Below are 24,435 nucleotides of genomic sequence, written 5' to 3' on the forward strand. Positions count from 1 at the left end.
GGTGGCAGTGGAATCCCGTCGGCCGCACCGCGTCGCGCCGCCCGGCACGGTCCCCACCAGGATGGGCGCGAGGGTTGCCGGACCGGCCCCGTTCGAACATCCCATCCATGGGACACCCGCCGAGCCGCGCCTCCCGCTGCTCAGGAAGGTGTCCGACACGGGGCCGCGTCGTTGCCACCTGACACGACATCCAGGAGCCGGCAGGCGGACCGTATGCCGTCGCGGATCAACCGATGGTGCGCCGGCTCCAGCCCGCCGTCGGGGCCGGCGCGACGCGTTGGGCGCGCGCGCCCAGGTGACGGGCGGCGGTGAGGCTCGACCAGGCGGCCAGTTCGACGAGGCCGCGGTCGTCGTAGCCCCGGGCGCGTACCCGGTCGACGTCGGCGGCGGTGACCCGGTACGAGGCGAACGCCACCAGCAACGCCAGGCGCCCCGCCGGGCGGTCCGGCTCCGGCAGGCCCGCGACGCACTCGTCGAGCCAACCGAGTCGCAGGGCGGCCGGGCGCGTGTCCAGGACCGACGGGAGCGCGCCAAGGCGAGGGAGCTGCGCCGTCAACAGCCGGCGTACCGCTGCCGGGACGGTGCGTTCGCCTGCCGCGTCGACCACCGCCGCGGACCGGGCGAACGCCGCCACCAGGTGCGGTCGGTCACCGGTCCAGGACAGGTCCGGCGGCACCGTCGCCGGAGGCAGCAGGCCCGGGGACTCGCCCGGCACCACGCTCCTGCCGGCCAGCCCGGCCAGGATCCGGGCCGCGCCCCGGCGCAGCACCGCCGCGACCGGGCCGGGCACCGGCGGCAGGGGCGAGTCCGGCAGGAAGACGTTGACCATCCGATTCAGGTAGTGGAAAACCACCGCGACGCCGACGAGTTCGGGACCGTGCTCGGTCGGGAACGGCGGCGGCCCGCCGTGGGCGGCCCACCCGGCCAGCTCACGCAGCCGCGGGTCTTGCAGGTCGGCCAACTGCCCGGTCAGCATGGCGGCGGCGTCCGGGCCGCTCAGCAGACCGGCGAGGGTGCCACCGTGCACGTCCACGCAGTACGGGCAGCGGTTGGCCTGGGACACCCCGGCGGCCACCACCTCCCGGGCCTCCCGGCCCGTCCGCCCGGACGCCAGCAGGGCCTCGCGCAGCATGGTCCAGGCCGCAGCGAGCACGACCGGAGAGGCCGCGTGCAGCGCTACCGGCGGTGCGAGCATCCCGAAGTCTCGTTCGACCTGCTGGTACACGGCCGCCACCGGGCCGCCGGCCCGGCCCGGCGCGACTGGCGCGACGTGCTGGAGTTGCAACGCCGTGGCGGGTCGGGTGACCCTCGCGATGAGCTTTCGCACCGATTCCCCCTCGGAAGAACGGGCGTCGGCCGGCGCCCGGCCGGCCGACGCCCGACGGTTCAGCGGGCGAACACCGCCCGGCGGCCGGCGGTCTCGCCGTCCGGCGAGGGCGCGCCGTAGGTGACGGACACCCCCCGCTCCTGGGCGGCCCGAATGATGCCCGGCATGGCGCGTTCGGCCAGGGCGGCGATCGTGAACGCCGGGTTCACCGTCAGCGCACCCGGGACGGCCGACCCGTCGGTGACGAAGATTCCGGGGTGCCCGCGCAGCTCGTGCCGGTCGTCCAGGGCCGAGGTGGCCGGGTCGTCGCCGATCCGGCAGGACGCCAACGGGTGCACCGTGTACGCGCCGACCAGGTCGTTCGTCCACGGCTCGACCCGGGCCAGCCCGTCGCGCTCCAGGATGTCCTTGATGTCGGCGTCGGCCAGCGACCAGCCGCGCCGGGTGTTCGCGGTGGGCCGGTAGCTCAGCGGACCGTGCCCCAGCATCTGCTGGGAGAAGCGGTGCGCGTTGCCGGTCTCCGGCGGTGGCCCGAAGACGCCCTCGTTGTCGTCCTCGGACATGATGAAGATCGTCAGCCAGGACTTCCAGCGGCGCAGCATCTCCTTTTTGTCCACCCCGAACCAGGTCGGGCCGCTGGCGTCGGGCGCCTGCGCCAGGATGGTGCCCAGCCCCGGCGGGAAGTAGAGCTGCTCCAGTGAGTAGCGCTCGAACTCGGGCAGGTTGCCGTCGAGCCGGTCCCAGCTGGCCACCGTCGGGCCGCGCCCGATCTGGTACGCCTCATAGGCCCGCCCGTCCGGTCGGGACAGCCCGAGCACGTCGCGGACCCGGTCCTCGTCGAAGACGGCGGTGTTCAGCCGCTCCCCGTTGCCGGAGAAGTAGCGCCCCACCGCGTGCGGCATGGTGCCCAGCACGGGCTCCGACCGTTGCAGGATCACCGGCGTGGCACCGGCGCCCGCCGCGACGATGACGAGCTTCGCGTCGATCGCGCCTTCGTCGTGCAGGATCCGGTAGTCCTCGCCGTCCACGATCCGGTAGTGCACCCGGTAGCCGCCGTCGTCGTTGCGGGAGATCTGCTGCACCTCGTGCAGCGGCCGGATCTCCGCGCCGTGGGCGAGCGCCGCCGGAAGGTAGTTCAGTAGCAGTGACCGCTTGGCGTCGAACCGGCAGCCGGACATCATCCAGTTGCAGTTGGTGCACATGTCCACGTCGACGGCGGACGGCGCCGGGTTGGCGGTGCGCCCGGCGTGCCGACAGGCCGCGCCGAACAGGCCACCGGCGTACGGGATCTTGTCCCAGGTCTGCCGGGTGATCGGCAGTGCCTCGGCGACCCGGTCGTACCAGGGTTCGAGGGCGTCCCGGCTGATCGAGCTGGGCCACATCCGGCGGCCGATGCTGCCGTGTCGCTCGAAGACGAAGCGCGGCGCGCGCGGCATGGTGGCGAAGTAGACGACGCTTCCGCCGCCGACGCAGTTGCCGCCGAGCACGCTCATCCCGTCGCCCACCACGAAGTCGAAGACCCGGGTGTACGACGAGCCGAGCAGGAAGTCGTGGTCGAACTCCTCGCCGCGCAGCCACGGGCCGCGCTCCAGGACGGTCACGCGGGCGCCGCCCGCGGCGAGGTGGTACGCGGGGATGGCCCCGCCGAAGCCGCTGCCGATGATGAGAACGTCGGTCGATTCGATGCTGGTCATGCGGGGCTGCCCGTCGCCGTCGTGTCGGGGTGGAGGTCGGCCAGTTGCCGGCCGTAGGAGAAGGACTCGAACCGCCAGAGGCCGTCGGCCTGCGGCTGTTCGTAGCCGATGGTGAGCAGCCCCGGGTGGCCGGCGGCCAGCGCGGCGGGCGTGCTGAGGTGGGCGGCGCTGTCGAAGGCCATGTTGCTGAACAGGGCCAGGCCCACCCACATCTGCTTCTCCGGGTGATCCGGGTGGGTGAGGTCGGTGACCAGGGCGGTGCGGTGGTCGAACGGCAGCGCCACGAACGGCGGCACCGTCGCGTCCAGCGTCAGGTCGTGGCCGGACGCGTACTCCCGTGCGTGGTCGTTGAGGGAGAACACCAGGGAGTCCAGCCCTTCGGCCAGGCCGCCGGCCGGGTTCTCGAGAAGCTCGACCGCGCCGGCCGCCACCGCACCACCGCCGGCTGACACCCCTGCCACGCTGCGGTCCCCGGGAAACCGTTTCTCGCCGGGAATGATGGTGTCCGCGAACGCCTCAAGCACGAGGGTTCGATCCGGGTTGCGCTCGGATTCGTCGGGCTGCACCGCATCGCCTCCTGTCCGTGGTCGGCGCGCCGGTACGGGTCGTCCGTCTGGCGGACGCGCGACCGGAGGAGGTGCCCGCCGGGCCGGTCGGTGCCGTGGCCGTCGTGCCGGACCCGCGGCGGTGACCCACCGGACACCGCTCACGGATCGCTTTCCCACATCGTGACGGCAGCACGACAGGGGCCGCATCTTCGTCGTTGCGCTCGCACGGAACACCCCGAATCCGGAGAAAAACCGCGGGTTCGGGGTGGGGCTTCTCCGGTCGTGCGCTGGACCGGCCGCCCCCACTCCAACCGACCTCCGCCCGCTGATACTGACCGGGAACACGACGACGGATGGAGGACGGACATGGTCGCCGGGCGGGTAGCGTCCTCAATGGTGCGTCGGCAGGTCAGGTACGTGTCACCGGTTTCCCCCGGATCGGCCGACGGGCTGGTCGCCGAGGTGTACGAGCAGGTGGCCGACGAGATGCGACTCGTGGTGCCGCCCGCGTTGATGCACTCCCCGGCACCGGACGTGCTGGCCGCGTACTGGGCGCTGACCCGGGAACCCCTGGTCACGGTGGGGCCGGTGGACCGGGCCACCAAGGAGGCGGTCGCCGCGGCGGTGTCGGTGGCCAACACCTGCCCGTACTGCGCGGACATGCACACCGTCGGCATGTACGACCTGTCCGGCGAGCACGCCGCCGAGGCGGTCGCCGGCGACCGGGTGCAGGACATCACCGAGCCGGCGCTGCGTGTCGCGGCGGCATGGGCGCGTACCGCACACCAGTCCGACGACGCCGCGCCGCCGCCCGCGGGGCTGTCCCCGGCAGACCGCGCGGAACTGGTCGGGGTGGTCGTCGCCTTCCATTACCTGACCCGCATGGTGAACGTGTTCCTGGCGAACTTCCTGCTGCCGCCGGGCCTGGCTCCGTGGTCCCGTCGCCGACTCAAGCAGGGGATCAGCCGGGTCCTGCGTCCCACCCTGCGGGAGCCGCGCGAGCCGGGCCGGGCCGCGGGCCTGCTGCCCGCCGCGCCGCTGCGCGCGGCCACCGCCTGGGCGGCGCCCCGGCCGGCGGTGGCCGCCGCGGTGGGCCGGGCCGATGAGGTCTTCCGCGCCGCCGGCGACCGCGCGCTCTCCCCGGCGGTACGCGACCTGGTCACCGCGCATCTCTCCCGGTGGCGAGGGACGGACACCGGAATCAGCACCGACTGGTGCGAACGGCTGATCGCCGACCTGGCACCGGCGGACCGGGCCGCCGCGCGGCTGGCACTGCTCACCGCTGTCGCCTCGTACCAGGTCGACGAACAGGTGGTCCGGGAGTTTCGCCGGCACCACCCGGCGGACCGGTCGCTGGTCGACGCCGCGGCCTGGGCTGCCTGGTCGGCGGCCTGCCTGGTCGGTGCCCGGCAGATTGCCGACCCGGTGACCGGGTCGACGCCGGAACTACACGGCTGACCACGCCCCGCCTCCGATCCGGCGCGAACTGAGCATTGTGGAAGTAAAACAATGCGCCGCGAGCCGGAAGAGTGCGAGGGGATGCCGTCCGCAGGGCTCGGGTGGCAACGGCTACGGCTTACGGAGGCCAGGATGAGTGTCGATGCGGCGCGAACCGGGAAGGTCGGCCCGACCAACTGGTGGAACGGTGCCCACCACCGTACCGCGCTAAACCTGTTCATGGTCGTGGTGTTGGCACACTGGGCCGAGCACCTCACGCAGGCGTTCCAGATCTGGGCGCTGGGCTGGCCCGTGCCGGAGGCGCGTGGCGTGCTCGGCCTGTACTTCCCCTGGCTGGTCACCTCCGAATGGCTGCACTACGCGTACGCGCTGGTGATGCTGGTCGGCCTGTGGCTGCTGCGCGGCGGTTTCGTGGGCCGGTCACGCACCTGGTGGATGATCGCCTTCGGGATCCAGTTCTGGCACCACATCGAGCACCTGATGCTCTTCGTGCAGGCTCAGACCGGCACGTTCTTCTTCGGCCGCTCGGTTCCCACCAGCATGTTGCAGCTGGTCCTGCCCCGGGTCGAGCTCCACCTGTTCTACAACACCGTGGTGTTCCTGCCGATGGTGATCGCGATCATCCTGCACCTACGGCCGAACCGGGCCGAGTCCGCGCTGATGACCTGCAGCTGCGCCCCACGGCTGACCGTGGCGCCCAGCATGCCGTGACGGCGCCGGAAGCAGCGCGTTCGAGGCCCGGGTCCCGCTGGTTCGGGTACCTCCTCGCCGCTGTGGTCTGCGCGGTGGTGGCGCTGGCCGCCCTCACCGACCAGCCGACCGCCCGGGTCGCCGCGGTGACGCCGGCGGACGGCGCGACAGTGGCCGCTCCGCCGGCCGAGGTGGTGGTCACCTTCGAGGGCACGGTGCGGGCGAGGGAGTTCCACCTGGCCGTCGCGCCGGCCGGTCAGAGCCGGTCCATAGCGGCCGGTCCGGCGAAGCTGGAGGAGCAGCGGCTGGTGCTGCCCGTCCGCGTGCAGACCGCCGGGGCGTATCTGGCCGCGTACCACGTGCTGTTGACCGACGGACGACAACTCAGTGGCACGACACGGTTCACCGTCGCCGCTGGCGGGCCGCCCGTGTCGGTGGCCGCCGACGCCCCCTCGGTCGGGCCCGGTGGGCACCAGCACGGTGCCGACGACCCGCTCAGCGTGGGCCTGCTCGTGCTGGACCTGCTGCTGGTCGTGGTGGTGGCCGTCGTGCTGCTACGCCGGCCCCGGGTCCGGGCGGAGCGACGCTGACGGTGACCGGGAGCGCATGAACGAAGGCGCGCGAGACGCGGCCGGCGTACGACGATGGGTACGCCGGCCGCGGCACGTCGCCGGGCCGTGAGGAGGACGACGATGCCGACGACCCTGGGTTCGATCCGGCGGCTGGTCCTGACGCCGTCACTGGCGGAGACCACCTTCGCCCGTCGCGGCTTCCCCGTGACGCCCGGCCCGGTGACCCGCCGCCTGGAGGCGATTCCGCAGGCGGTGATCTGCGGGTTCGAGTGGGGCATCGACATGCGCGACCAGTGGGAGCTGGAACGTCGTCTGGAACTGGTCGAACCGGAGATGCGCGGCTTCGCGTACGAGGGTGCGGCGATGGCGCTCACCGTCATCGACGCGATGCCGGGGCCACGCCGTCATCGGGCCCGGGAGCTGCTGGCCGGTCCGGGCCGGCCACACACCTTCCTGACCTACATCGGCATCGGGTTCGCCATGGCCCGCCTGCCGCGACCACTGTGGAAGGGTGTGCTGCCGGATCTGACCGGCACCCCCTACTACCCGACGATGAGCTGGCTGGCCGTCGACGGCTACGGCTTCGACCGGGCCTACTTCGAGACCGAGCGGTGGGTGACCCGACAGGAGTTGCTGCCCGCGTACCCCTGGCAGGGGCGGGCCGACTACTTCCCGCGCGCCGTCGACCAGGGCATCGGTCGGGCGCTCTGGTTCATCCACGGGGCCGGCGCGGCGGACGTCGCCGCTGCGGTGCGGCGGTTCGCGCCGGCGCGGCAGGCGGACCTGTGGAGCGGCGTGGGGCTGGCGGCCACGTTCGCCGGCGGCGCCGACCTCGGCAGCCTGCGCTCGCTGGTGGACGCCGCCGGAGAGGACCACGCGCACCTGGCGCAGGGCGCGGTCTTCGCGGCGAAGGCCCGGCACTTCTCCGGTTTCCAGCCGGCGCACACCGAGGTCGCGTTGACGGCACTGGCCGGCATGTCGGTCGAGGCCGCCGCCGCCCTGGCCGACGACGTCGCGGTCGACAGCTTCGCCGACGACGCCGAACCGGACTACGAAGTGTGGCGCCGCCGCATCCGCGCTCATTTCCCGGTGCCCACGACGCGCGTGTCGTAGCGATTCCCGCTACCCATTTTTACGCCCCTCTTCCGGGCGCAGCCCCTGCCTGCCCGGGATCGGTGCAAAGCGCCGCAACAATGAAGAAGAATGTCATCGCCGGGGCTGCGAATATTGGCGATATATCTATTGCCCTGGGGGTGCTGATGAGAGCTTGGCGAAGGCTGCGACGGCGTGTCCTGACCCCTGACATCTCCCAGACGACGTGTGACGTCCGGGGCTTCCACGTCAAGGATGAGGCGACGCGTGAGCGCTTGGAGACCGTCGGCGCGTCCTTCCTCGCCGGCTTCGGCGAAGCCGCGGAGGCCCGCGTCGTGGCCGACGTCGTGGCGCCGCTGGAGCGGTTGGCGCCCACCTGGCGCGGCTTCGCCTACGAGGGCGCGGCCATGGGCCTGAGCATCCGCGACGCGATGCCCGGGCGCGGCGGGCGGGTGGCCGAGTTCGTCTCGGGCCCCGGTGACCCGCACGTCTACATGGCGTATGTCGGGGTGGGCTGGGCGATGGCCCGGCTGCCCCGGTTCCTCTGGTCCCGGCTGTACGCGCCGGACCCACTGCTGCGCTGGCTGGTGCTGGACGGCTACGGCTTCCACCAGGCGTACTTCCGCACCGCGAGCTACATCGAGCAGCGCTACCGCGAGGAGAGCTTCCCCTGGCCCGGTGACGACCCGGGCGGTTACGCGGTGCGGGCGATCGACCAGGGCGTCGGCCGGGCCTCCTGGTTCGTGGTCGGGGCCGATCCGGACCGGCTGGCCCGCCTGTTCGCCGGGTTCCCCGAGCGGCGTCGGGCGGACCTGTGGGCCGGTGCCGGGCTGGCCGCCACCTATGCCGGCGGCGCCGACGAGGCGGGGCTGGAACGGCTGCGCGAGCTGTCCGGGTCGTACCGGGGTGAACTGGCCCAGGGGTCGGCCTTCGCGGCCGGGGCCCGGGTGCGCGCCGGCCTGACGGTGCCGCACAACGAGGTGGCCACCCGGGTGCTGTGCGGGTTGTCCACGTCCGACGCGTCCGCGGTCACCGACGACACCCGGGTCGGGGTCGCCCCGGCGAACGGTCTCCCCGCGTACGAAGTGTGGCGGCAACGGATCAGGAACGCGCTCGTGCCGATTCGGAAAAATTGATTTGCTTCATTCACCGAAAACCGTGCGCGAATTGTTCCGTGCTGCGCCGGGCATGTGAGGAAGGGCGTAGTCAGTATGACAAGAATCGCTGTGGTGGGCATGGCGTGCCGCTATCCCGACGCCACGTCTCCGCGGGAGTTGTGGGAGAACGCGCTGGCTGGCCGGCGGGCCTTCCGGCGGCTGCCCGACGTGCGGTTGAAGCTGGACGACTACTGGGACGCCGATCCGAAGACCCCGGACCGGTTCTACTCGCGCAACGCGGCGGTCATCGAGGGGTACGAGTTCGACCGGGTGGCCTACAAGATCGCCGGCAGCACGTTCCGCTCCACCGATCTCACCCACTGGCTGGCGCTGGACGTGGCCGCCGCCGCGCTCGCCGACGCCGGCTTCCCGATGGCCGAAGGGCTGCCCCGGGAACGGACCGGCGTGGTCATCGGCAACAGCCTCACCGGTGAGTTCTCCCGCGCGAACCAGCTCCGCCTCCGCTGGCCGTACGTGCGGCGGATGGTCGGCGCGGCGCTCAAGGAGCAGGACTGGGACGACGACCAGCTCGCCACCTTCCTGGACGACTTCGAGGCCACCTTCAAGAGCCCGTTCCCGGAGGTCGACGAAGACACCCTGGCCGGTGCCCTGTCGAACACCATCGCCGGGCGGATCTGCAACCACTTCGACTTCAACGGTGGTGGTTACACCGTCGACGGTGCCTGCTCCTCGTCGCTGCTGTCGGTGGCCACCGCCTGCAAGACGCTGATCGACGGCGACGTGGACGTCGCCGTCGCCGGCGGCGTCGACCTCTCCATCGACCCGTTCGAGATCATCGGCTTTGCCAAGACCGGTGCGCTGGCCACCGGCGAGATGCGGGTCTACGACCGCTCCTCCAACGGCTTCTGGCCCGGCGAGGGCTGCGGCATGGTGGTGCTGATGCGGGAGGACGAGGCCCGCGCCGGAGGACACCGCATCTACGCCTCGATCGCCGGCTGGGGCATCTCCTCCGACGGCAAGGGCGGCATCACCCGGCCCGAGATCAACGGCTACCAGCTGGCGCTGCGCCGCGCGTACGAGCGCACGGGCTTCGGCATCGAGACCGTCGGGCTGTTCGAGGGCCACGGCACCGGCACCAAGGTGGGCGACGCGACCGAGTTGGAGGCGCTGTCGCTGGCCCGCGCCGAGGCGGACCCGTCGGCGCCGCCGGCCGCGATCGGTTCGGTGAAGGGAATGATCGGTCACACCAAGGCGGCCGCCGGAGTGGCCGGCCTGATCAAGGCGGCGATGGCGGTGCACCAGGAGGTACTGCCACCCGCCATCGGCTGCGTGGACCCGCACGCGTTGATCAGCGAGGGCACCCCCGCGCTGCGGGCGCTGCGCCGGGCGGAGGCATGGCCCGCGGACACACCGGTTCGCGCCGGGATCACCGCGATGGGGTTCGGCGGCATCAACACCCACATCGTCCTGGACAACTCCCGTTCACGGCGCAGGTCGACGCTGGACACCCGTACGCGCGCGCTGGCCACCGGCCTCCAGGACGCCGAACTGCTGGTGGTCGACGCGCCCACTCCGAAGGACCTGGCGCAGCGGCTGGACCAGTTGATCGAGTTCGTGCCGTCACTGGCGTACGCCCAGCTCGCCGACCTGGCCGTGACCCTGCACGGTGAGCTGCGTGAGCAGCCCTTCCGGGCGGCCGTGGTCGTCTCGTCGCCCGAGGACGCCGAGCGGCGGCTGCGCAAGGTCCGCGACGCGGTGGAGGCCGGCGAGACCCGGATGTTCTCCGCCGACGGGCGCTGCCTGCTCGGCCACGTCAGCGGGCCGGGACGGATCGGTTTCCTCTTTCCCGGCCAGGGCTCCGGACGGGGCGTCAGCGGCGGCGCGTTGCGTCGCCGGTTCGCCGAGGCGGAGGAGGTGTACCAGCGGGCGAACCTGCCCAACGGCGGCGACGTGGTGGCCACCGAGGTGGCCCAGCCGCGCATCGTCACCGGCTCCGCCGCGGGCCTGCGGACGTTGACCACGCTCGGCATCGAGGCCGCCGTGGCGGTCGGTCACAGCCTGGGCGAGATCGCCGCGCTGCACTGGGCCGGCGCGATCGACGAGGCGGGCCTGCTCCGGATCGCCGCCGTGCGGGGCCAGACCATGGCCCGGCACAGCGCGTCCGGCACGATGGCCAGCCTCGGTGCCGCGCCGGAGGCCGTCGACTCGCTGATCGCCGACCTGCCGGTGGTGATCGCCGGCTACAACAGCCCCGACCAGACGGTGATCGCCGGTGCGCAGGACGCGGTCGAGGCCGCGTGCCGGAGGGCGTCGGACGCGGGGTTGAACGCCTCCGTCCTGGCCGTCTCGCACGCGTTCCACTCGCCGCTGGTGGCCCCGGCCGCCTCGGCGTTCGGTGCGGCGCTGGCCGACGAGCCGTTCCGGCCGCTGGACCGGCGGCTGGTCTCCACTGTCACCGGCGACGTGCTGCCGGCCGACACCGATGTGCCCGCCCTGCTGAGCCGCCAGATCACCGACCCGGTGCTGTTCACCCCGGCGGTCACCCTCGCCGCGAAGGACGTCGACCTGTTCGTCGAGGTCGGGCCGGGCCGGGTGCTGACCGGGCTGGCGTCCCGGATCACCGACGTACCAGCGGTCGCCCTGGACACCGACGAGGAGTCGATCGCCAGTCTGCTCAAGGTGGTCGGCGCGGCGTACGTGGTTGGTGCGGCACCGGTGGACAGTGGGCTGTTCCACGGCCGGCTGATCCGGCCGCTCCAGATCGGCCAGCGGTTCTCGTTCCTGGCCAGCCCGTGTGAGCAGGCGCCGCCGCTACGGCTGCCGGAGGCCACCGCCGCCGCGGCGCTCACGCCGGCCGCCCGGCCCACCGAGCCGATGGTCGCGGACCTGCTCGGAGAGTCCGCCGAGGAACAGCTGCGCCAGTTGGCCGCCGAGCGGGCGGAACTGCCGTTGGAGACGGTGCAGCCGGACAGCCACCTCCTGGACGACCTGCACCTCAGCTCGATCACCGTCGGCCAGGTGGTCAACGACCTCGCCCAGCGGATGGGTGTGCCGACCGCGGCGCTGCCCACCAACTTCGCCACGGCCACCGTCCGCGAGCTGGCCGAGGCGTTGGACGAGTTGGCCGCTACGGCGGGGCAGGCCGGGTCGGTGACCGAGCCGTTGGTGGCCGGAGCCGCCGCCTGGGCCCGGCCCTGGCGGCTGGACCTGGACGAGGTGCCCACGCCCGCGCGGGTGGCTCCCGAGGAGACCGGCCGGTGGCGGGTGCACGCGGAGCCCGGACACCCCTGGGCCGACCGGTTGGCCACCACCCTGCAGCGGGCGAACCTCGGCGACGGGGTGCTGGTCTGCCTGCCCGACCCCTGCCCGGAGGAGGCGCTCGACCTGGCGCTGACCGGGGCCCGGGAGGTACTGGGCGGCGCCCCTGGCACGAGATTCGTGCTGGTCCAGTACGGTCGCGGCGCGGCCGGCCTGGCCAAGACCCTGCGCCTGGAGGCGCCCCGCGCCCGGGTCACGATCGTCCACCTCTCCGACGACGCGGCCGTGGTGGACCGGGTGGTGACCGAGGTGGCGGGCACCGCCGACTACCGCGAGGTGCACTACGACACCTCCGGCGTACGCCGGGTGCCGACGCTGCGCGCCATGCCGGTGCGGGCCGCCCGGCCCCGTCCCGCGCTCGGCGCGGACGACGTGCTGCTGGTCACCGGCGGCGGCAAGGGCATCACCGCCGAGTGTGCGCTCGCCATGGCCACCGACAGCGGGGCGAGCCTGGCCCTGCTCGGCCGTTCCGACCCGGCGGCCGACACCGAGCTGGCGGCCAACCTGGCCCGGATCGCCGAGGCCGGGGTGACGGTTCGCTACGCCCGCGCCGACATCACCGACGCCGACCAGGTACGTCGTGCCGTCGCCGAACTCACCGCGCAGCTCGGCCCGGTCACCGCGGTCCTGCACGGTGCCGGCCGTAACGAGCCCGCCTCGCTGGCCAGGTTGGACCTGGCGGACTTCCGGGCCACGCTCGCGCCGAAGGTCGACGGACTGCGGGCCACCATGGAGGCGGTCGACCCGGACCGGGTCAAGCTGCTGGTGACCCTGGGCAGCATCATCGGCCGTGCCGGGCTGCGCGGCGAGGCGCACTACGCCACCGCCAACGACTGGCTGGCCGAGACCACCGAGGAGTTCGGCCGGCGGCACCCGGGATGCCGGGCCATCTGCCTGGAGTGGTCGGTCTGGTCGGGTGTCGGCATGGGTGAGCGGCTCTCCGTGATCGAGTCCCTCACCCGCGACGGGGTCACCCCGGTCACGCCGGATCAGGGCATCGCGATCCTGCGCCGGCTCCTGGCCGACCCGGACGTGCCCGGCACTGTGGTGATCAGCGGCCGCACCGAGGGCATCGACACGGTCCGCTACGACCTGCCGGAGCTGCCGCTGCTGCGGTTCGTGGAACGGCCGTTGATCCGGTACCACGGCGTCGAGCTGGTCACCGAGGTCGACCTCAACGTCGGTACCGACCTCTACCTGGCCGACCACCTCCTCGACGGCAACCTGCTCTTCCCGGCGGTGTTCGGCATGGAGGCGATGGCCCAGGTGGCCGGTGCGGTCACCGGCGACGGACGGGTCCCGGTCATCGAGCGCCCCGAGTTCCTCCGGCCGATCATCGTCCCGCCGTACGGTCGCAGCCGGATCCGGGTGGCCGCGACGGTGACCGACGACGACACCGTCCAGGTCGCCATCCGCAGCGAGGAGACGGGCTTCGCCGCCGACCACTTCACCGCGACGATGCGCTTCACCGACACGGTGGTCCCCGACGGCCCACCCGCCCAGGTCTGCGACGAGATCGCCCCCCTGTCGATGTCACCGGCCGACGAGCTGTACGGCGACGTGCTGTTCCAGGGCGACCGGTTCCAGCGGCTGCGCCGCTACCGGCGGGCCGCCGCCCGCCACGTCGACGTCGAGGTGGAGGCACTCGACGACGTCGACTGGTTCGCCCGGTTCGTGCCGGACCGCCTGTTGCTCGGTGACCCCGGCGTGCGGGACGCGCTGATGCACGGCAATCAGGTCTGCGTGCCGGACGCCACGCTGCTGCCGATCGGGGTGGAGCGGATCCACCCGGCGGGGGAGAAGCTGACCGGCCGGGGTGAGCTGCGCTACTGCGCCACCGAACGCAGCCGCGACGGCGACACCTACGTCTACGACGTCGTCCTGCGGACCACCGCCGGTGAGGCCGTGGAGCGCTGGGAGGGCCTGCGACTGCGCGCCGTGCGCAAGCAGGACGGTCGCGGCCCCTGGGTGGCGCCGTTGCTCGGGCCGTATCTGGAGCGGGCGCTGGGCGACGTCCTCGGCGCGCAGGTGGCCGTGGCGGTCGAACCGGACGGCCCGATCGAGCCGAACGATCAGCCGGGCGGGCACCTGGCCGTGCGGCGGGCCCGGTCGCGGATCGCGGCGCGGCGTTCGACCGGTGAGCCGGTCGAGGTGACCTACCGCCCCGACGGCCGCCCGGAGATCGCGGGCGGACGGACGCTGTCCGTGGCCCACGGCGCGGGGCTGACCCTGGCGGTGACCGCGACCGGGGCCCTCGGTTGCGACGTCGAGACGGTGCTGCACCGCGACGACGCGGTGTGGGACGGCCTGCTCGGCGAGCACGCCGGCCTGGCCCGGCTCGTTGCCGCGGACACCGGTGAGGACGCCGACACGGCCGCGACGCGGGTCTGGACGGCGCTGGAGTGTGTGCAGAAGTCCGGCGGCCAGCCCGGCGGACCGTTGACCCTGCTGCCCTCGCCGCGTCCCGGCTGGACGGTGTTCGGGGCCGGCGAGCTGCGGGTGGCGGCCTTCGCCACCGCGGTACGCGGCGTCGACGAGCCGGTGGTGTTCGCGATCCTCACCGAAGGGAGGTGACGACGATGGAGCGCTGGTTCGAGTACCGGCACACGGTCGGGTTCGAAGAGACCAACCTCGTCGGCAACGTCTACTACGTCAACTACCTGCGGTGGCAGGGGCGGTGCCGGGAGATGTTCCTCAAGGAGCGGGCGCCGGCGGTCCTGGCCGACCTGCGGGCGGATCTCAAGCTGTTCACCCTGCGGGTCGATTGCGAGTTCTTCGCCGAGATCACCGCCTTCGACGAGCTGGCCGTCCGGATGCATCTGCGTGAGCTGGCGCAGACCCAGGTCGAGTTCGGCTTCGACTACGTCCGGCTGGACGCCGGCGGCGAACTCCTCGTCGCCCGCGGCTCGCAGCGCGTGGCGTGCATGCGCGGCCCCAACACCCGCACCGTCCCCACCCGGGTGCCCGAGGCGTTGGAGGCCGCGCTCAAGCCGTACGCCGTGGGCGTACGGGCCTGACCGGCGACCTCAGGAGTCACTGTGACTGCTCATCCCCAACCCACCGGCCTGGTGACCGACTCGAAGACACTCCGCTGGGCACTCGCCGCCTTCGCCACCGGCGTCACGGTGGTCACCGTAGGCGGCCCGACCCCGCACGGCATGACGGCCAACTCATTCACCGCGGTCTCCCTGGATCCGCCGCTGGCCCTGGTCTGTGTCGGCCGGGACGCGATGATGCACGGCGCACTGACCGAGGCCGGGAAGTTCGGGGTCTCGGTGCTGGCCGCGGCGCAGGAGCCGGTGGCCCGCTACTTCGCCGACCGGCGCCGGCCGTTGGGCCGGGAGCAGTTCGAGTTCGCCGAGTGGCAGGCCGGGAGCCGGACCGGCTCGCCGCTGCTGGTCGGCGCGATCGCGCACTTCGAGTGCGAGTTGTGGCAGGCGTACGACGGTGGGGACCACAGCATCTTCATCGGCCGGCTGGTGGCGCTGGACCGCAACGCCGACGATGCGCTGGTCTTCGTCGACGGTCAGTTCCGCCAGCTGGAGCGTGAGCGCAGCGGGGCGACGACGTGAGCCTCGCGACGCGGTCCCGCCGGACGCCGCCCGGTCCGCCGCGCCTCGCGGCGCTACGGATGCTGATGGTGATGAATCGCGACCGGCTGGGAATGATGACCTCGGCCGCCCAACGGTACGGCGACGCGGCGCGCCTGCCCGTCGGCCCGAAGAGCCTGTACTTCTTCAACCACCCGGATCACGCCAAGCACGTGCTGGCCGACAACGCGGCCAACTACCACAAGGGCATCGGCCTGGTGCACGCCCGGCGGGCGCTCGGCGACGGGTTGCTCACCAGCGAGGGCGAGCTGTGGCGCAAGCAGCGCAAGGTGATCCAGCCGGCGTTCCAGAGCCGGCGGATCGCCGCCCAGGCCGGTCAGGTGGCCCAGGAGGCCGCAGCGCTGGTCGAGCGCCTCCGCCGCCGGGCCGGCGACGTCGTCGACATGTCGGACGAGATGACCTCGCTGACGCTGGGGGTGCTGGGCCGTACTCTGCTCGACACCGACCTGGGCCGGTTCCCGACCATCGGGGGTGACTTCGCCGCGGTGCAGGACCAGGCGATGTTCGAACTGGCGACGTTGAGCGCCGTGCCGCCGGTGCTTCCGCTGCCCCGGCAGCTGCGGTTCCGGAAGTCCCGGCGGCGGCTGGAGGGCATCGTCGACCAGTTGGTGGCTGAGCGCGGGAGTGCCGACGACGACCGGGCGGACGTGCTGTCCCGGCTGATCGACTCCGCCGGCCGGGAGCGGGATCCGCGCATCGGGCGCGCCCGGCTCCGCGACGAACTGGTCACCCTGCTGCTCGCCGGCCACGAGACGACCGCCAGCACACTGAGCTGGACTCTGTACCTGCTCGACCGGCACCCCGAGGTACGCGAACGGCTGCGCGCCGAGGTGGTCTCGGTGCTCGGTGACCGGCTGCCCACCGTGGACGACCTGGGCCGGCTGCGCTACACCATGATGGTGCTGGAGGAGGTGATGCGCCTCTACCCGCCGGTGTGGCTGCTGCCGCGCAAGGCCCTGGCCGAGGACGAGGTGGGCGGCTACCACGTCCCCGCCGGCGCGGACGTGCTCATCTGCACGTACACCCTGCACCGCAATCCGCAGTTCTGGACCGACCCGGAGCGGTTCGACCCGGAGCGGTTCGACCCGGCCCGCTCCGTCGACCGACCCCGGTACGCGTACATCCCGTTCGGCGCGGGGCCCCGGTTCTGCGTGGGCAATCACCTGGGTCTGATGGAGGCCACCTTCGCCACCGCGTTGCTGGTGCGGGATCTGCGCCTGACCCGTCCGGCGGGTCGTCCGGTGGTGCCCGAGCCGATGCTGTCACTGCGGGTGCGTGGCGGCCTGCACATGAGCGTCGGCCTGCCCGACTGACAATGCTCCGCCGTCGTCCCCGCCCGGTCCTCCGGGTGGGGACGACGCCGTCCACGACTGTTTCCGGTGCGCTTTCCTTCCGAGTCATAACCGTCGTGAGCAGTGGCACTCGCCGCTTTCGAAAAACATTTCTTCATCCGTGCGCCTTTCGCCGAAAACGGCTTCGAGAGCAATTCCTGAGAAGACACCGCGGCGCACCGGACGAAAACATGGCGATGGTTCGTACCGAGACGCCGTGTCCGACCGCACCGCCCGCTGCCGGCCGACCCGTATGTCCCGGCGCCGTCTACCCGAGGGGGACACTTGCCACCGCAATCCGTCGGCATCCTGCGCCGACTCATCCCACCCGTGTTCGTCCTGGTGCTGGTCGCCGGACTGTTCTCGGTGGCCCGGCTGCCCTCGGCCTCTGCCGAGGAGCGCAGCGCGCTGGCCTCCCGATACGCGTTCACCGAACGCCCGATCGCATTGCCGCCCGGTCTGCCGGAGCGCACCGTGCGTCAGGTGAACCCCCGGTACGAGCACATCCGTTCCTGGATCTCGTCGGTCGGCGCCGCAGTGGCGCTCAACGACCTGGACGGCCAGGGTGGCGCGAACGACCTGTGCCTTGTCGACACCCGCAGCGACGCGGCGATTGTCACCCCGGCCCCGGACAGCGGCGCCACCTACGCGCCGTTCGTGCTGGATCCGGCCCCGCTGCCGATGGGTCCGGCGATCGCCCCGATGGGCTGCACCCCCGGCGACTTCAACCTCGACGGCCGGATGGACCTGCTCGTCTACTACTGGGGTCGTACGCCGGTGGTGTTCATGCAGCGCCCCGGGGTGACCTCGTTGAGCCTCGCGGCCTACCACCCGGTCGAGTTGATCCCGCAGCAGAGCACCGACCCCGTCTACCGGGGTCCGTTGTGGAACACCAACGCCGTCGCGGTCGCCGACTTCGACGGTGACGGCCGTCCGGACATCGGGATCTTCAACTATTTCCCGGACAGCCAGGTCCTCGACCCGCAGGGCCTGCCGCACGTGCAGATGAACCACTCGATGTCGCACGCGCACAACGCCGGTGGCGCGTACCTCCTGCGGTGGACCGGCGCTACCACCGGTGACTCACCCTCGGTGAGCTACGAGAGGCAGGTGGGCGGCGACCCGGAATTCTTCACCGGTTGGACCCTCGGCGCCAGCTCCGCGGACCTGGACGGCGATCTGCTTCCGGAGCTGTACCTGGCCAACGACTTCGGACAGGACCGGCTCTTCCACAACCGGTCCAGGCCCGGCCAGATCCGATTCGACCTGGTGGAGGGGAATCGCGACCCGATCACCCCGAAGTCACTCGTGCTCGGACACGACTCGTTCAAGGGCATGTCCATCGACTTCGCCGACCTGGAGGGGCGCGGACGGTTCGACGCGTTCGTCAGCAACATCACCGAGTCCTGGGGTCTGGAGGAGAGCAACTTCCTCTGGCAGAACACGGCCTCGACGCCGGAGCAGGCCCGAAAGATGCTGAGCAGGGGCGAGGCGCCGTTCCGCAACCAGGCCGGCGCCAAGAACATGGCCTGGGTCGGTTGGGGCTGGGATGCCAAGATGGCCGACTTCGACAACAGCGGACGGTTGGCGGTCGTCCAGGCCACCGGCTTCGTGAAGGGCACCATCAACCGGTTCAACTGGTTGCAGGAGCTGGCGATCAGCAACGACCTGCTGCTCTCCGACCCGGACATGTGGCCCAAGGCCGAACCCGGTGACGACCTCGCCGGCGACAACGAGCTCGCGTTCTGGGTACGCGAGGACAACGGCCGGTACGCCAACATCAGCAAGGAACTCGGTCTGGCCCTGCCCGTTCCCACCCGGGGTGTGGCGGTGGCCGACACCAATGGCGACGGCGGCCAGGACTTCGCCGTGGCCCGCCAGTGGGGTCCGCCGGCGTACTACCGCAACGAGAAGCCCGGGAACGGCAACTTCCTGGGGCTGCGGCTGACCCGGCCGGCGCTGTCCGGCGACGGTGCCTCACCGGCGTACGGCGCGCAGGTGCGGGTCACCACCGCCGACGGCCGCACCCAACTCGCCCAGCTCGACGGGGGCGGGGGTCACTCCGGCAAGCGCAGCTTCGACGTGTTCTTCGGCCTCGGCGCCGCCGGGGACCGGCCGGTCAAGGCCGAGCTGTGTTGGCGCGACCTCACCGGGGCCACTCAGCGGCAGACGGTCGACCTGACCGCCGGGTGGCACGACTTCATGCTGACCAGTCGAGCCGAGGAGTTGACCAAGCGATGACGGACGTCAAGCAACCCGAGGCGACCAGGGAGCTGTCCCTCGCCACCCCGGTCGCGCCGTCCGCGACGGCAGCGCAGCCGACGCCCACCACGGACCGGCCCGCCGTACCGCGGGTCGACAGCAAGGACCCGCGCTACATGGCGCTGCGCAACTTCGCCATGTCGATGACGGTCTTCAACATCCTGGGTTACACAGTGCTCGGTTTCGAGCAGCCCTGGCTGTGGCCGATCCTGGCCCTGGCGGTCGGGTACGGCACCGAGATGATCGTCGAGATGGTCTCGGCGCGGGCGCTGAAGCGGCCGGCGGCCTTCACCGGCAACGGCGCGTGGGGGGTCTACACCTTCCTGCTGCCGGCGCACATCACCGCGCTGGCCGCGAACATGCTGCTCTACGCCAACGACAACTTCTGGCCCATCGCGTTCGCGGTGGTCGTGGCGGTCGGTCAGAAGGCGGTGCTCCAGGCGCCGATCAAGGGCCGGATGCGGCACTTCATGAACCCGTCGAACTTCGGCATCACCATCACGCTGCTGGTGTTCTCCTGGGTCAACATCGCCCCGCCGTACCACTTCACGGAGAACGTGCCCGGGGTGATCAGCATTCTGATCCCGGTGATCATCGTGACGGCGGGCACGGTGATCAACGCGATGCTGACCAAGAAGGTGCCGCTGATCGTCGGCTGGCTGGGCGCGTTCGTGATCCAGGCGGTCCTCCGGCACTTCATCTGGGACGTCTCGTTGGTCGCCGCGCTGGTCCCGATGACCGGGGTGGCCTTCGTCCTGTTCACCAACTACATGATCACCGACCCGGGCACGACCCCGGCGGCACCCCGGATGCAGTTCATGTTCGGTGCCAGCGTCGGCATGGTCTACGGCCTGCTGATGGTGTTCAACGTGGTCTACACGCTGTTCTTCGCCGTGACCCTGGTCTGCCTCGCCCGCGGGCTGTTCTGGTGGGGCCGGTGGTTGATGCAGCGCAACCGGCCCGAGGAGAACCTGACACCCGCACCGCCGCCCGCGGCGGTGGCGCTACCGGTCGCCCGTTGACCGTCCGCCGGTCCCGGTCACCGGTCGGCCCGCTCGTCGTGGGTCCGCCGGTGGCCGGGACCGGCCGCTTTCCTGGAGGTGCACCATGAACCTGCTCGTCGTCGGCGCCTCGTACCGGAGCACTCCGGTCGACGTACTGGAACGGCTCGTGGTCGGATCCGCCGAGCTGCCAGGGCTGCTGCGCACGCTGCTCGACCAGCCGGCGGTCGAGGAGGCGGTGGTGCTGTCCACCTGCAACCGGGTGGAGGTGTGGGCGGCGGTCGGCGGCTTCCACGCCGGGCTGCGCGAGATCGCTGCGACGCTCGCCACGCATGCCGACGCGGCGACCGACGTGCTGGCCCGGCACCTGTACGCGCACTACGACGACGCCGCCGTCGCGCACACCTTCACCGTCACCGCCGGTCTGGACTCCATGGTGGTCGGCGAGGCGCAGATCCTCGGGCAGGTGCGCGCCGCGTACCGGGCCGCGGTGGCGCACGGGAGTGCCGGCCGGCTGACCCACGAGCTGGTGCAGCACGCGCTGCGGGTCGGCCGACGGGTCCGGGCCGAGACCGACATCGGGCGCTGCGGCGCCAGCACGGTGACCGCCGCCCTCGACGTGCCGGCGGGACACCTGCCCGGTGGCCTCGCCGGCCGACCCGCCCTGGTGGTCGGTGCCGGGGCGATGGGCGGGATCGCCGTCGCCGCGCTGACCCGCGCCGGCGCCGGACCGATCGCGGTCGTCGGCCGCGGCGTCGAGGGCGTCCGCCGGCTCGCCTCGGCGTACGGCGTGCGGCCCGTGCCCTCGGCGAACCTGATGCCGGCTCTCGCCGCCGCCGATGTCGTGGTGACCGCGACCACCGCACCGGACCCGGTGCTCACCGCTGAGCTGGTCGCGCCGGCGCTACGTCGCCGGCTGACCCGCGGCCCGGACGTGCCGCTGTTCGTGCTGGACCTGGCGATGCCCCGGGACGTGCACCCGGCGGTCGCCCGGCTCGACGGGGTGGTGGTCGTCGACATCGGCGGACTCGGCGCGGTGGCGCGCGACGGTGTCGAGCGCCGGGACCGGGACGCCGCCGAGCGGATCGTGGCCGCCGAGCGCGACGCGCTGGCCGGCCGGCTCCGCGGGGCGGACGCCGGGCTGACCGTGGCCGCGCTGCGCCGCCGGGCCGACCGGACGGTCAGCGCGGAGCTGCGCCGGCTGGCCCAGCGCCGACCTGACCTCAGCGAGGCGCAGCGGGCCGAGGTGGCGCGCACCGTCAACCGGGTGGTTCAACAACTGCTGCACCCCCCGTCGGTACGCGTCCGTCAGCTCGCCGGCGAGCCGGACGGCGAGCGTTACACCGCGGCGCTGCGTCAGCTGTTCGACCTGGAGGTGCCGCACAGCACCCCGGTCGCCGACGTGCCCCGGGTGGCCTGACCGTCCTCGGCGACCCTCGTCCTCAGCGACCGTCGTCGGCGGGCGTCTCGGCGAGGGTCTTGATGCCCTCCAGAGTGGTGAGCATGGCCTCCCGAAGGGCGGCCGAGCGCCGTTCGATGATGATCTCCTCCTGCTCGGGTGCGCGGTCGATGACAAGGCTCAGGCCGGTGCGGCCCGGCCCGATGCGGACCGAGTGGGTCAGTCGGCATCCACCCGCCTCCTCGACGAGCCGGAACTGCCAGGTCGAACCCGGCCGCTCCGGGTCGGCCGGACCGCCCCCGAACCGGCCGGCCTCGTCGACCACCACCCAGCCGAACACCCGTGGCGCGTCGAGGCGCACCACGTGCGAGACGGTCTGCCACTCGCCCAGCAGGGGGTGGTGGTTGTGGCCTTCGAACCGGGCGCCCAGGGTCGGCCTGTCGCAGTCGTCCAGCCATCGCACGTGACGTAACTCCGGGCTGAACCGCGCGGGCAGTTCGATGTCCGTCACCAGGTCCCACACCCGGGCGGGGTCGGCCGCCACATGCAGGTCACACTCGATTGTCGGGCCGTCGGCGTACCGCACGTCACCGCTCCTCTGTTCGTTTCCGACTCGTGCCGGTCCACTACAGCGCATGACATGATCGGAATTCAAGTACGCGAATTCTTGATCGCGTCGGACGGACGCGCTGCTTCGCCACATCGCACGAACAGGCAATGCTCGGGTTGCGGTGTTTTGGGTCGTTCGCCCCCTGGTCCGGAGACCACGGCATTGACACACGCCGACATTCATTCCAAGGTCGTTGGAATCGTCTCTCCGTCGAAGGGGCCGCAGGATGGTCAGCAACGAGCACCGGTACGTCATCGTCGGGGCGGGTCCGGCTGGCGTTCAACTGAGCTACTACCTACAGCAGCACGGTGCCGACTACCTGACGCTCGAAAGCGGAGACGCGCCGGGCGGGTTCTTCCGGCAGTTTCCACGCCATCGCCGGCTGATCTCGCTGAACAAGGTGCACACCGACAGCCCCGATCCGGAGATTCGCCTGCGCTGGGACTGGAATTCGCTGCTCAACGACTCGCCGGACCTGCTGTTTCCCAATTTCAGCCAGGAATACCTGCCGGCGGCCGATGACCTGGTGCGCTACCTCGCCGAGTTCCACCGTGTGCACAAACTCAACATCCGATACGGCACGACGGTCGAGCAGATCACGCGTACGGGCGACGGCTTCACCGTGCGCACCGACCAGGGTGAGGTGCGCGCGCGTTGCCTGGTCGTCGCGACCGGCTGGGGCCAGCCGTTCGTTCCGGCCATCCCGGGCATCGAGCACGCCATCGGGTACGAGGACATGGTCATCGACCCCTCGGCGTACGACGATCAGCGGGTCCTCATCATCGGTAAGGGCAACTCCGCGTTCGAGACCGCGTCGGCCATTCTCGGCCACGCGTCGATGGTGCACCTCGCCAGCCGGCAACCCCTGCGACTGGCGTGGAACACCAAACACCCCGGGGACGTCCGTGGTCAGTACGGCGCGATCCTGGACAGCTACCAGTTCAAGACGCTGCACGCGGTGCTCGACTGCACGATCGACGAGATCCGGCCGGTCGACGGGCGGTTCCAGGTGTCGATCACGTACACCCACGCCCAGGGGGAGACCGCCGTCCTCGACTACCACACGGTGTTGAGGTGCACCGGCTTCCGGATGAACACCGCGATGTTCGACGAGACGTCCCGACCCGACATGGTGCGGGACGGCCGCATGCCGGGGCTGCGCCCCGACTGGCAGTCGAGCAACGTCGACGACCTGTACTTCGCCGGCACCATCGCCCAGGCCCGGGACGTCAAGCACGCGTCATCGCCGTTCATCGACGGCTTCCGGTACAACCTCCGTACGTTCACCCGGATCCTTCGTGAGCGCTACGACGACGTCCCGTTGTCGTACGCGACGACGCCGGCCGACGCCGCGTCGCTGACCAAGCTGATGCTCGACCGCGTCAACTGGTCCTCGGCGCTGTGGACCCAGTTCGAATACCTCTGTGACGTCTTCGTCCGCGACGACGCCAGCGGCGACTTCCACCACTACGAGGACCTGCCGGAGGACTACGCCGTGGAGCGCTTCGGGGCGGCCACGCAGTGGTATACGCTCGCGCTGCGATGGGGCCGTGACGACTACGGCGACGTCTTCGCCATCGAGCGGCATCCGACCCCCGACCGGGCGCGGGAGAGCGCCTTCATCCACCCGGTGATCCGGCGCTACCGCGGTGCCGAGCTGGTGGCCGAGCAGCACCTGCTGGAGGATCTATTGGCCGAGTGGCGGCGCACCGATCGGCACGTCGAGCCCCTGGTCGATTTCCTGACCAGGGACCTCACCAGCGGATCATGACCTCGTCGAGGGGTTTGCGGGTCAGGTCGGGGACGTGGGCGTCCGGCGTGGGATACCCGACGGGCATCACCACGTACGGGCGCTCCTCGGGCGGACGCTCACACACCTCGTTGAGGAATCGCATCGGGCTGGGCGTGTGGGTCAGGGTGACCAGGCCGGCGTGGTGCAGCGCGGTGATCAGCAGGCCGACCGCCATGCCGACGGACTCCTTGACGTAGTACGGCTTCGGGGTGTTCGGCCCCTGGTGCACCTCGAACACGACGATGACGGCCGGTGCGGTCTCCAGGAACGGTTTCCGCCAGTCGGTGCCGAGCCCGGCGATCGCACCGAGCCACTCCTGCGAGGCGCGGCGGTCGTAGAACGCGCGTTCCTCGGCCTCGGCCGCCTCGCGCAGCCGGCGCTTGCGAACCGGGTCGGTCAGTACGACGAACCGCCACGGCTGCACGTTGGCCCCACTGGGCGCGGTCGACGCGGCCCGGATAGCCGCCTCGACCACCCCGTCCGGCACGGGGTCGCTGGCGAAGTCGCGCACGGAACGGCGCCGCGCCATGCGGTCGGCGAACGCCTCCGCCTCCCGCACCATGTCCGCGGGGGACCGACGCTCGAACTGGACGGGAACCCTGGAAAGCAGGT

At 71.8% G+C, this 24,435-nt stretch carries 18 protein-coding genes; 13 read left to right on the forward strand and 5 right to left on the reverse strand.

Annotated elements, in window-relative coordinates; genetic code table 11:
• Positions 1–226: 226 nt before the first annotated feature.
• From ACZ6NZ_RS06320 to ACZ6NZ_RS06330, 3 genes are read right to left on the reverse strand one after another with little or no spacing between them, the layout of a single operon-like run.
• A complete protein-coding gene (locus ACZ6NZ_RS06320) occupies positions 227–1,327 on the reverse strand; it encodes a carboxymuconolactone decarboxylase family protein (protein ID WP_465856315.1) in 1,101 nt (366 codons plus the stop codon).
• 59 nt (positions 1,328–1,386) lie between these two features.
• Positions 1,387–3,021 carry a GMC family oxidoreductase gene (locus ACZ6NZ_RS06325; RefSeq protein ID WP_366608500.1) on the reverse strand — a complete coding sequence of 545 codons (1,635 nt, stop codon included), beginning with the start codon at positions 3,019–3,021 and terminating at the stop codon, positions 1,387–1,389.
• Entirely contained in the window at positions 3,018–3,587 is a 570-nt protein-coding gene (locus ACZ6NZ_RS06330) for a DUF5987 family protein (RefSeq protein ID WP_366608499.1), read from the reverse strand. The genes ACZ6NZ_RS06325 and ACZ6NZ_RS06330 overlap by 4 nt, the downstream gene beginning before the upstream one ends.
• A gap of 375 nt (positions 3,588–3,962) precedes the next feature.
• Between ACZ6NZ_RS06330 and ACZ6NZ_RS06335 the strand changes: the two genes are divergently transcribed.
• The 12 genes from ACZ6NZ_RS06335 to ACZ6NZ_RS06390 all read left to right on the forward strand — a co-directional run bounded on the left by ACZ6NZ_RS06335 (position 3,963) and on the right by ACZ6NZ_RS06390 (position 21,442).
• Entirely contained in the window at positions 3,963–5,027 is a 1,065-nt protein-coding gene (locus ACZ6NZ_RS06335; protein WP_465856318.1) for a carboxymuconolactone decarboxylase family protein, read from the forward strand.
• Between the two features lie 132 nt (positions 5,028–5,159).
• Positions 5,160–5,738, forward strand: a complete 579-nt coding sequence (locus tag ACZ6NZ_RS06340) for a hypothetical protein (RefSeq protein ID WP_366608497.1) — start codon at positions 5,160–5,162, stop codon at positions 5,736–5,738.
• Positions 5,735–6,307: a copper resistance CopC family protein gene (locus ACZ6NZ_RS06345; RefSeq protein ID WP_465856320.1), complete on the forward strand. Its 573-nt coding sequence runs from the start codon at positions 5,735–5,737 to the stop codon at positions 6,305–6,307. Before ACZ6NZ_RS06340 ends, ACZ6NZ_RS06345 begins: the two co-directional genes overlap by 4 nt.
• A gap of 102 nt (positions 6,308–6,409) precedes the next feature.
• On the forward strand, positions 6,410–7,402 hold the full coding sequence (locus tag ACZ6NZ_RS06350) for a DUF1702 family protein (RefSeq protein WP_465856321.1): 993 nt from the start codon (positions 6,410–6,412) through the stop codon (positions 7,400–7,402).
• A 146-nt stretch (positions 7,403–7,548) separates the two neighbouring features.
• The gene (locus ACZ6NZ_RS06355) at positions 7,549–8,517 is read left to right on the forward strand and encodes a DUF1702 family protein (protein ID WP_366608494.1); all 969 of its coding nucleotides are present in this window, start codon (positions 7,549–7,551) and stop codon (positions 8,515–8,517) included.
• Positions 8,518–8,592: 75 nt separating this feature from the next.
• Positions 8,593–14,391, forward strand: a complete 5,799-nt coding sequence (locus ACZ6NZ_RS06360; RefSeq protein WP_465856323.1) for a type I polyketide synthase — start codon at positions 8,593–8,595, stop codon at positions 14,389–14,391.
• Positions 14,392–14,396: 5 nt separating this feature from the next.
• Positions 14,397–14,834 carry an acyl-CoA thioesterase gene (locus ACZ6NZ_RS06365; protein ID WP_465856325.1) on the forward strand — a complete coding sequence of 146 codons (438 nt, stop codon included), beginning with the start codon at positions 14,397–14,399 and terminating at the stop codon, positions 14,832–14,834.
• A 21-nt stretch (positions 14,835–14,855) separates the two neighbouring features.
• The gene (locus ACZ6NZ_RS06370; RefSeq protein WP_465856327.1) at positions 14,856–15,389 is read left to right on the forward strand and encodes a flavin reductase family protein; all 534 of its coding nucleotides are present in this window, start codon (positions 14,856–14,858) and stop codon (positions 15,387–15,389) included.
• Complete coding sequence (locus ACZ6NZ_RS06375) at positions 15,386–16,741, forward strand: cytochrome P450 (RefSeq protein ID WP_465856329.1); 1,356 nt, start codon at positions 15,386–15,388, stop codon at positions 16,739–16,741. The genes ACZ6NZ_RS06370 and ACZ6NZ_RS06375 overlap by 4 nt, the downstream gene beginning before the upstream one ends.
• A 324-nt stretch (positions 16,742–17,065) precedes the next feature.
• Entirely contained in the window at positions 17,066–19,000 is a 1,935-nt protein-coding gene (locus tag ACZ6NZ_RS06380) for a CRTAC1 family protein (RefSeq protein WP_465857387.1), read from the forward strand.
• Positions 18,997–20,043 carry an enediyne biosynthesis protein gene (locus ACZ6NZ_RS06385; RefSeq protein ID WP_465856331.1) on the forward strand — a complete coding sequence of 349 codons (1,047 nt, stop codon included), beginning with the start codon at positions 18,997–18,999 and terminating at the stop codon, positions 20,041–20,043. The genes ACZ6NZ_RS06380 and ACZ6NZ_RS06385 overlap by 4 nt, the downstream gene beginning before the upstream one ends.
• 85 nt (positions 20,044–20,128) lie before the next feature.
• Positions 20,129–21,442 (forward strand): glutamyl-tRNA reductase, encoded by a 1,314-nt coding sequence (locus ACZ6NZ_RS06390; RefSeq protein WP_465856333.1) that lies wholly within the window; start codon positions 20,129–20,131, stop codon positions 21,440–21,442.
• 22 nt (positions 21,443–21,464) lie between these two features.
• Here ACZ6NZ_RS06390 and ACZ6NZ_RS06395 read toward each other — a convergent pair whose 3' ends face one another.
• Positions 21,465–22,007, reverse strand: a complete 543-nt coding sequence (locus ACZ6NZ_RS06395) for an SRPBCC family protein (RefSeq protein WP_465856335.1) — start codon at positions 22,005–22,007, stop codon at positions 21,465–21,467.
• 250 nt (positions 22,008–22,257) lie between these two features.
• Here ACZ6NZ_RS06395 and ACZ6NZ_RS06400 point away from each other — a divergent pair, with 250 nt between their 5' ends.
• On the forward strand, positions 22,258–23,802 hold the full coding sequence (locus tag ACZ6NZ_RS06400; RefSeq protein WP_465856337.1) for an NAD(P)-binding domain-containing protein: 1,545 nt from the start codon (positions 22,258–22,260) through the stop codon (positions 23,800–23,802).
• On the opposite strand, the gene ACZ6NZ_RS06405 is transcribed toward ACZ6NZ_RS06400, so the two are convergent.
• Positions 23,786–24,385: a nitroreductase family protein gene (locus ACZ6NZ_RS06405; RefSeq protein ID WP_355008772.1), complete on the reverse strand. Its 600-nt coding sequence runs from the start codon at positions 24,383–24,385 to the stop codon at positions 23,786–23,788. The two genes, ACZ6NZ_RS06400 and ACZ6NZ_RS06405, sit on opposite strands and share 17 nt — an antisense overlap.
• Positions 24,386–24,435: the final 50 nt, after the last annotated feature.

This window comes from Micromonospora sp. NPDC047756 (assembly GCF_055587245.1).

Bases quoted from the DNA above. Each gene is read 5' to 3' on its own strand.
- ACZ6NZ_RS06405 (WP_355008772.1), bottom strand. From the start codon at position 24,385: ATGGTGCGGGAGGCGGAGGCGTTCGCCGACCGCATGGCGCGGCGCCGT.
- ACZ6NZ_RS06385 (WP_465856331.1), top strand. From the start codon at position 18,997: ATGACGGACGTCAAGCAACCCGAGGCGACCAGGGAGCTGTCCCTCGCC.
- ACZ6NZ_RS06365 (WP_465856325.1), top strand. From the start codon at position 14,397: ATGGAGCGCTGGTTCGAGTACCGGCACACGGTCGGGTTCGAAGAGACC.
- ACZ6NZ_RS06325 (WP_366608500.1), bottom strand. From the start codon at position 3,021: ATGACCAGCATCGAATCGACCGACGTTCTCATCATCGGCAGCGGCTTC.
- ACZ6NZ_RS06400 (WP_465856337.1), top strand. From the start codon at position 22,258: ATGGTCAGCAACGAGCACCGGTACGTCATCGTCGGGGCGGGTCCGGCT.
- ACZ6NZ_RS06350 (WP_465856321.1), top strand. From the start codon at position 6,410: ATGCCGACGACCCTGGGTTCGATCCGGCGGCTGGTCCTGACGCCGTCA.
- ACZ6NZ_RS06355 (WP_366608494.1), top strand. From the start codon at position 7,549: ATGAGAGCTTGGCGAAGGCTGCGACGGCGTGTCCTGACCCCTGACATC.
- ACZ6NZ_RS06360 (WP_465856323.1), top strand. From the start codon at position 8,593: ATGACAAGAATCGCTGTGGTGGGCATGGCGTGCCGCTATCCCGACGCC.
- ACZ6NZ_RS06390 (WP_465856333.1), top strand. From the start codon at position 20,129: ATGAACCTGCTCGTCGTCGGCGCCTCGTACCGGAGCACTCCGGTCGAC.
- ACZ6NZ_RS06340 (WP_366608497.1), top strand. From the start codon at position 5,160: ATGAGTGTCGATGCGGCGCGAACCGGGAAGGTCGGCCCGACCAACTGG.
- ACZ6NZ_RS06335 (WP_465856318.1), top strand. From the start codon at position 3,963: ATGGTGCGTCGGCAGGTCAGGTACGTGTCACCGGTTTCCCCCGGATCG.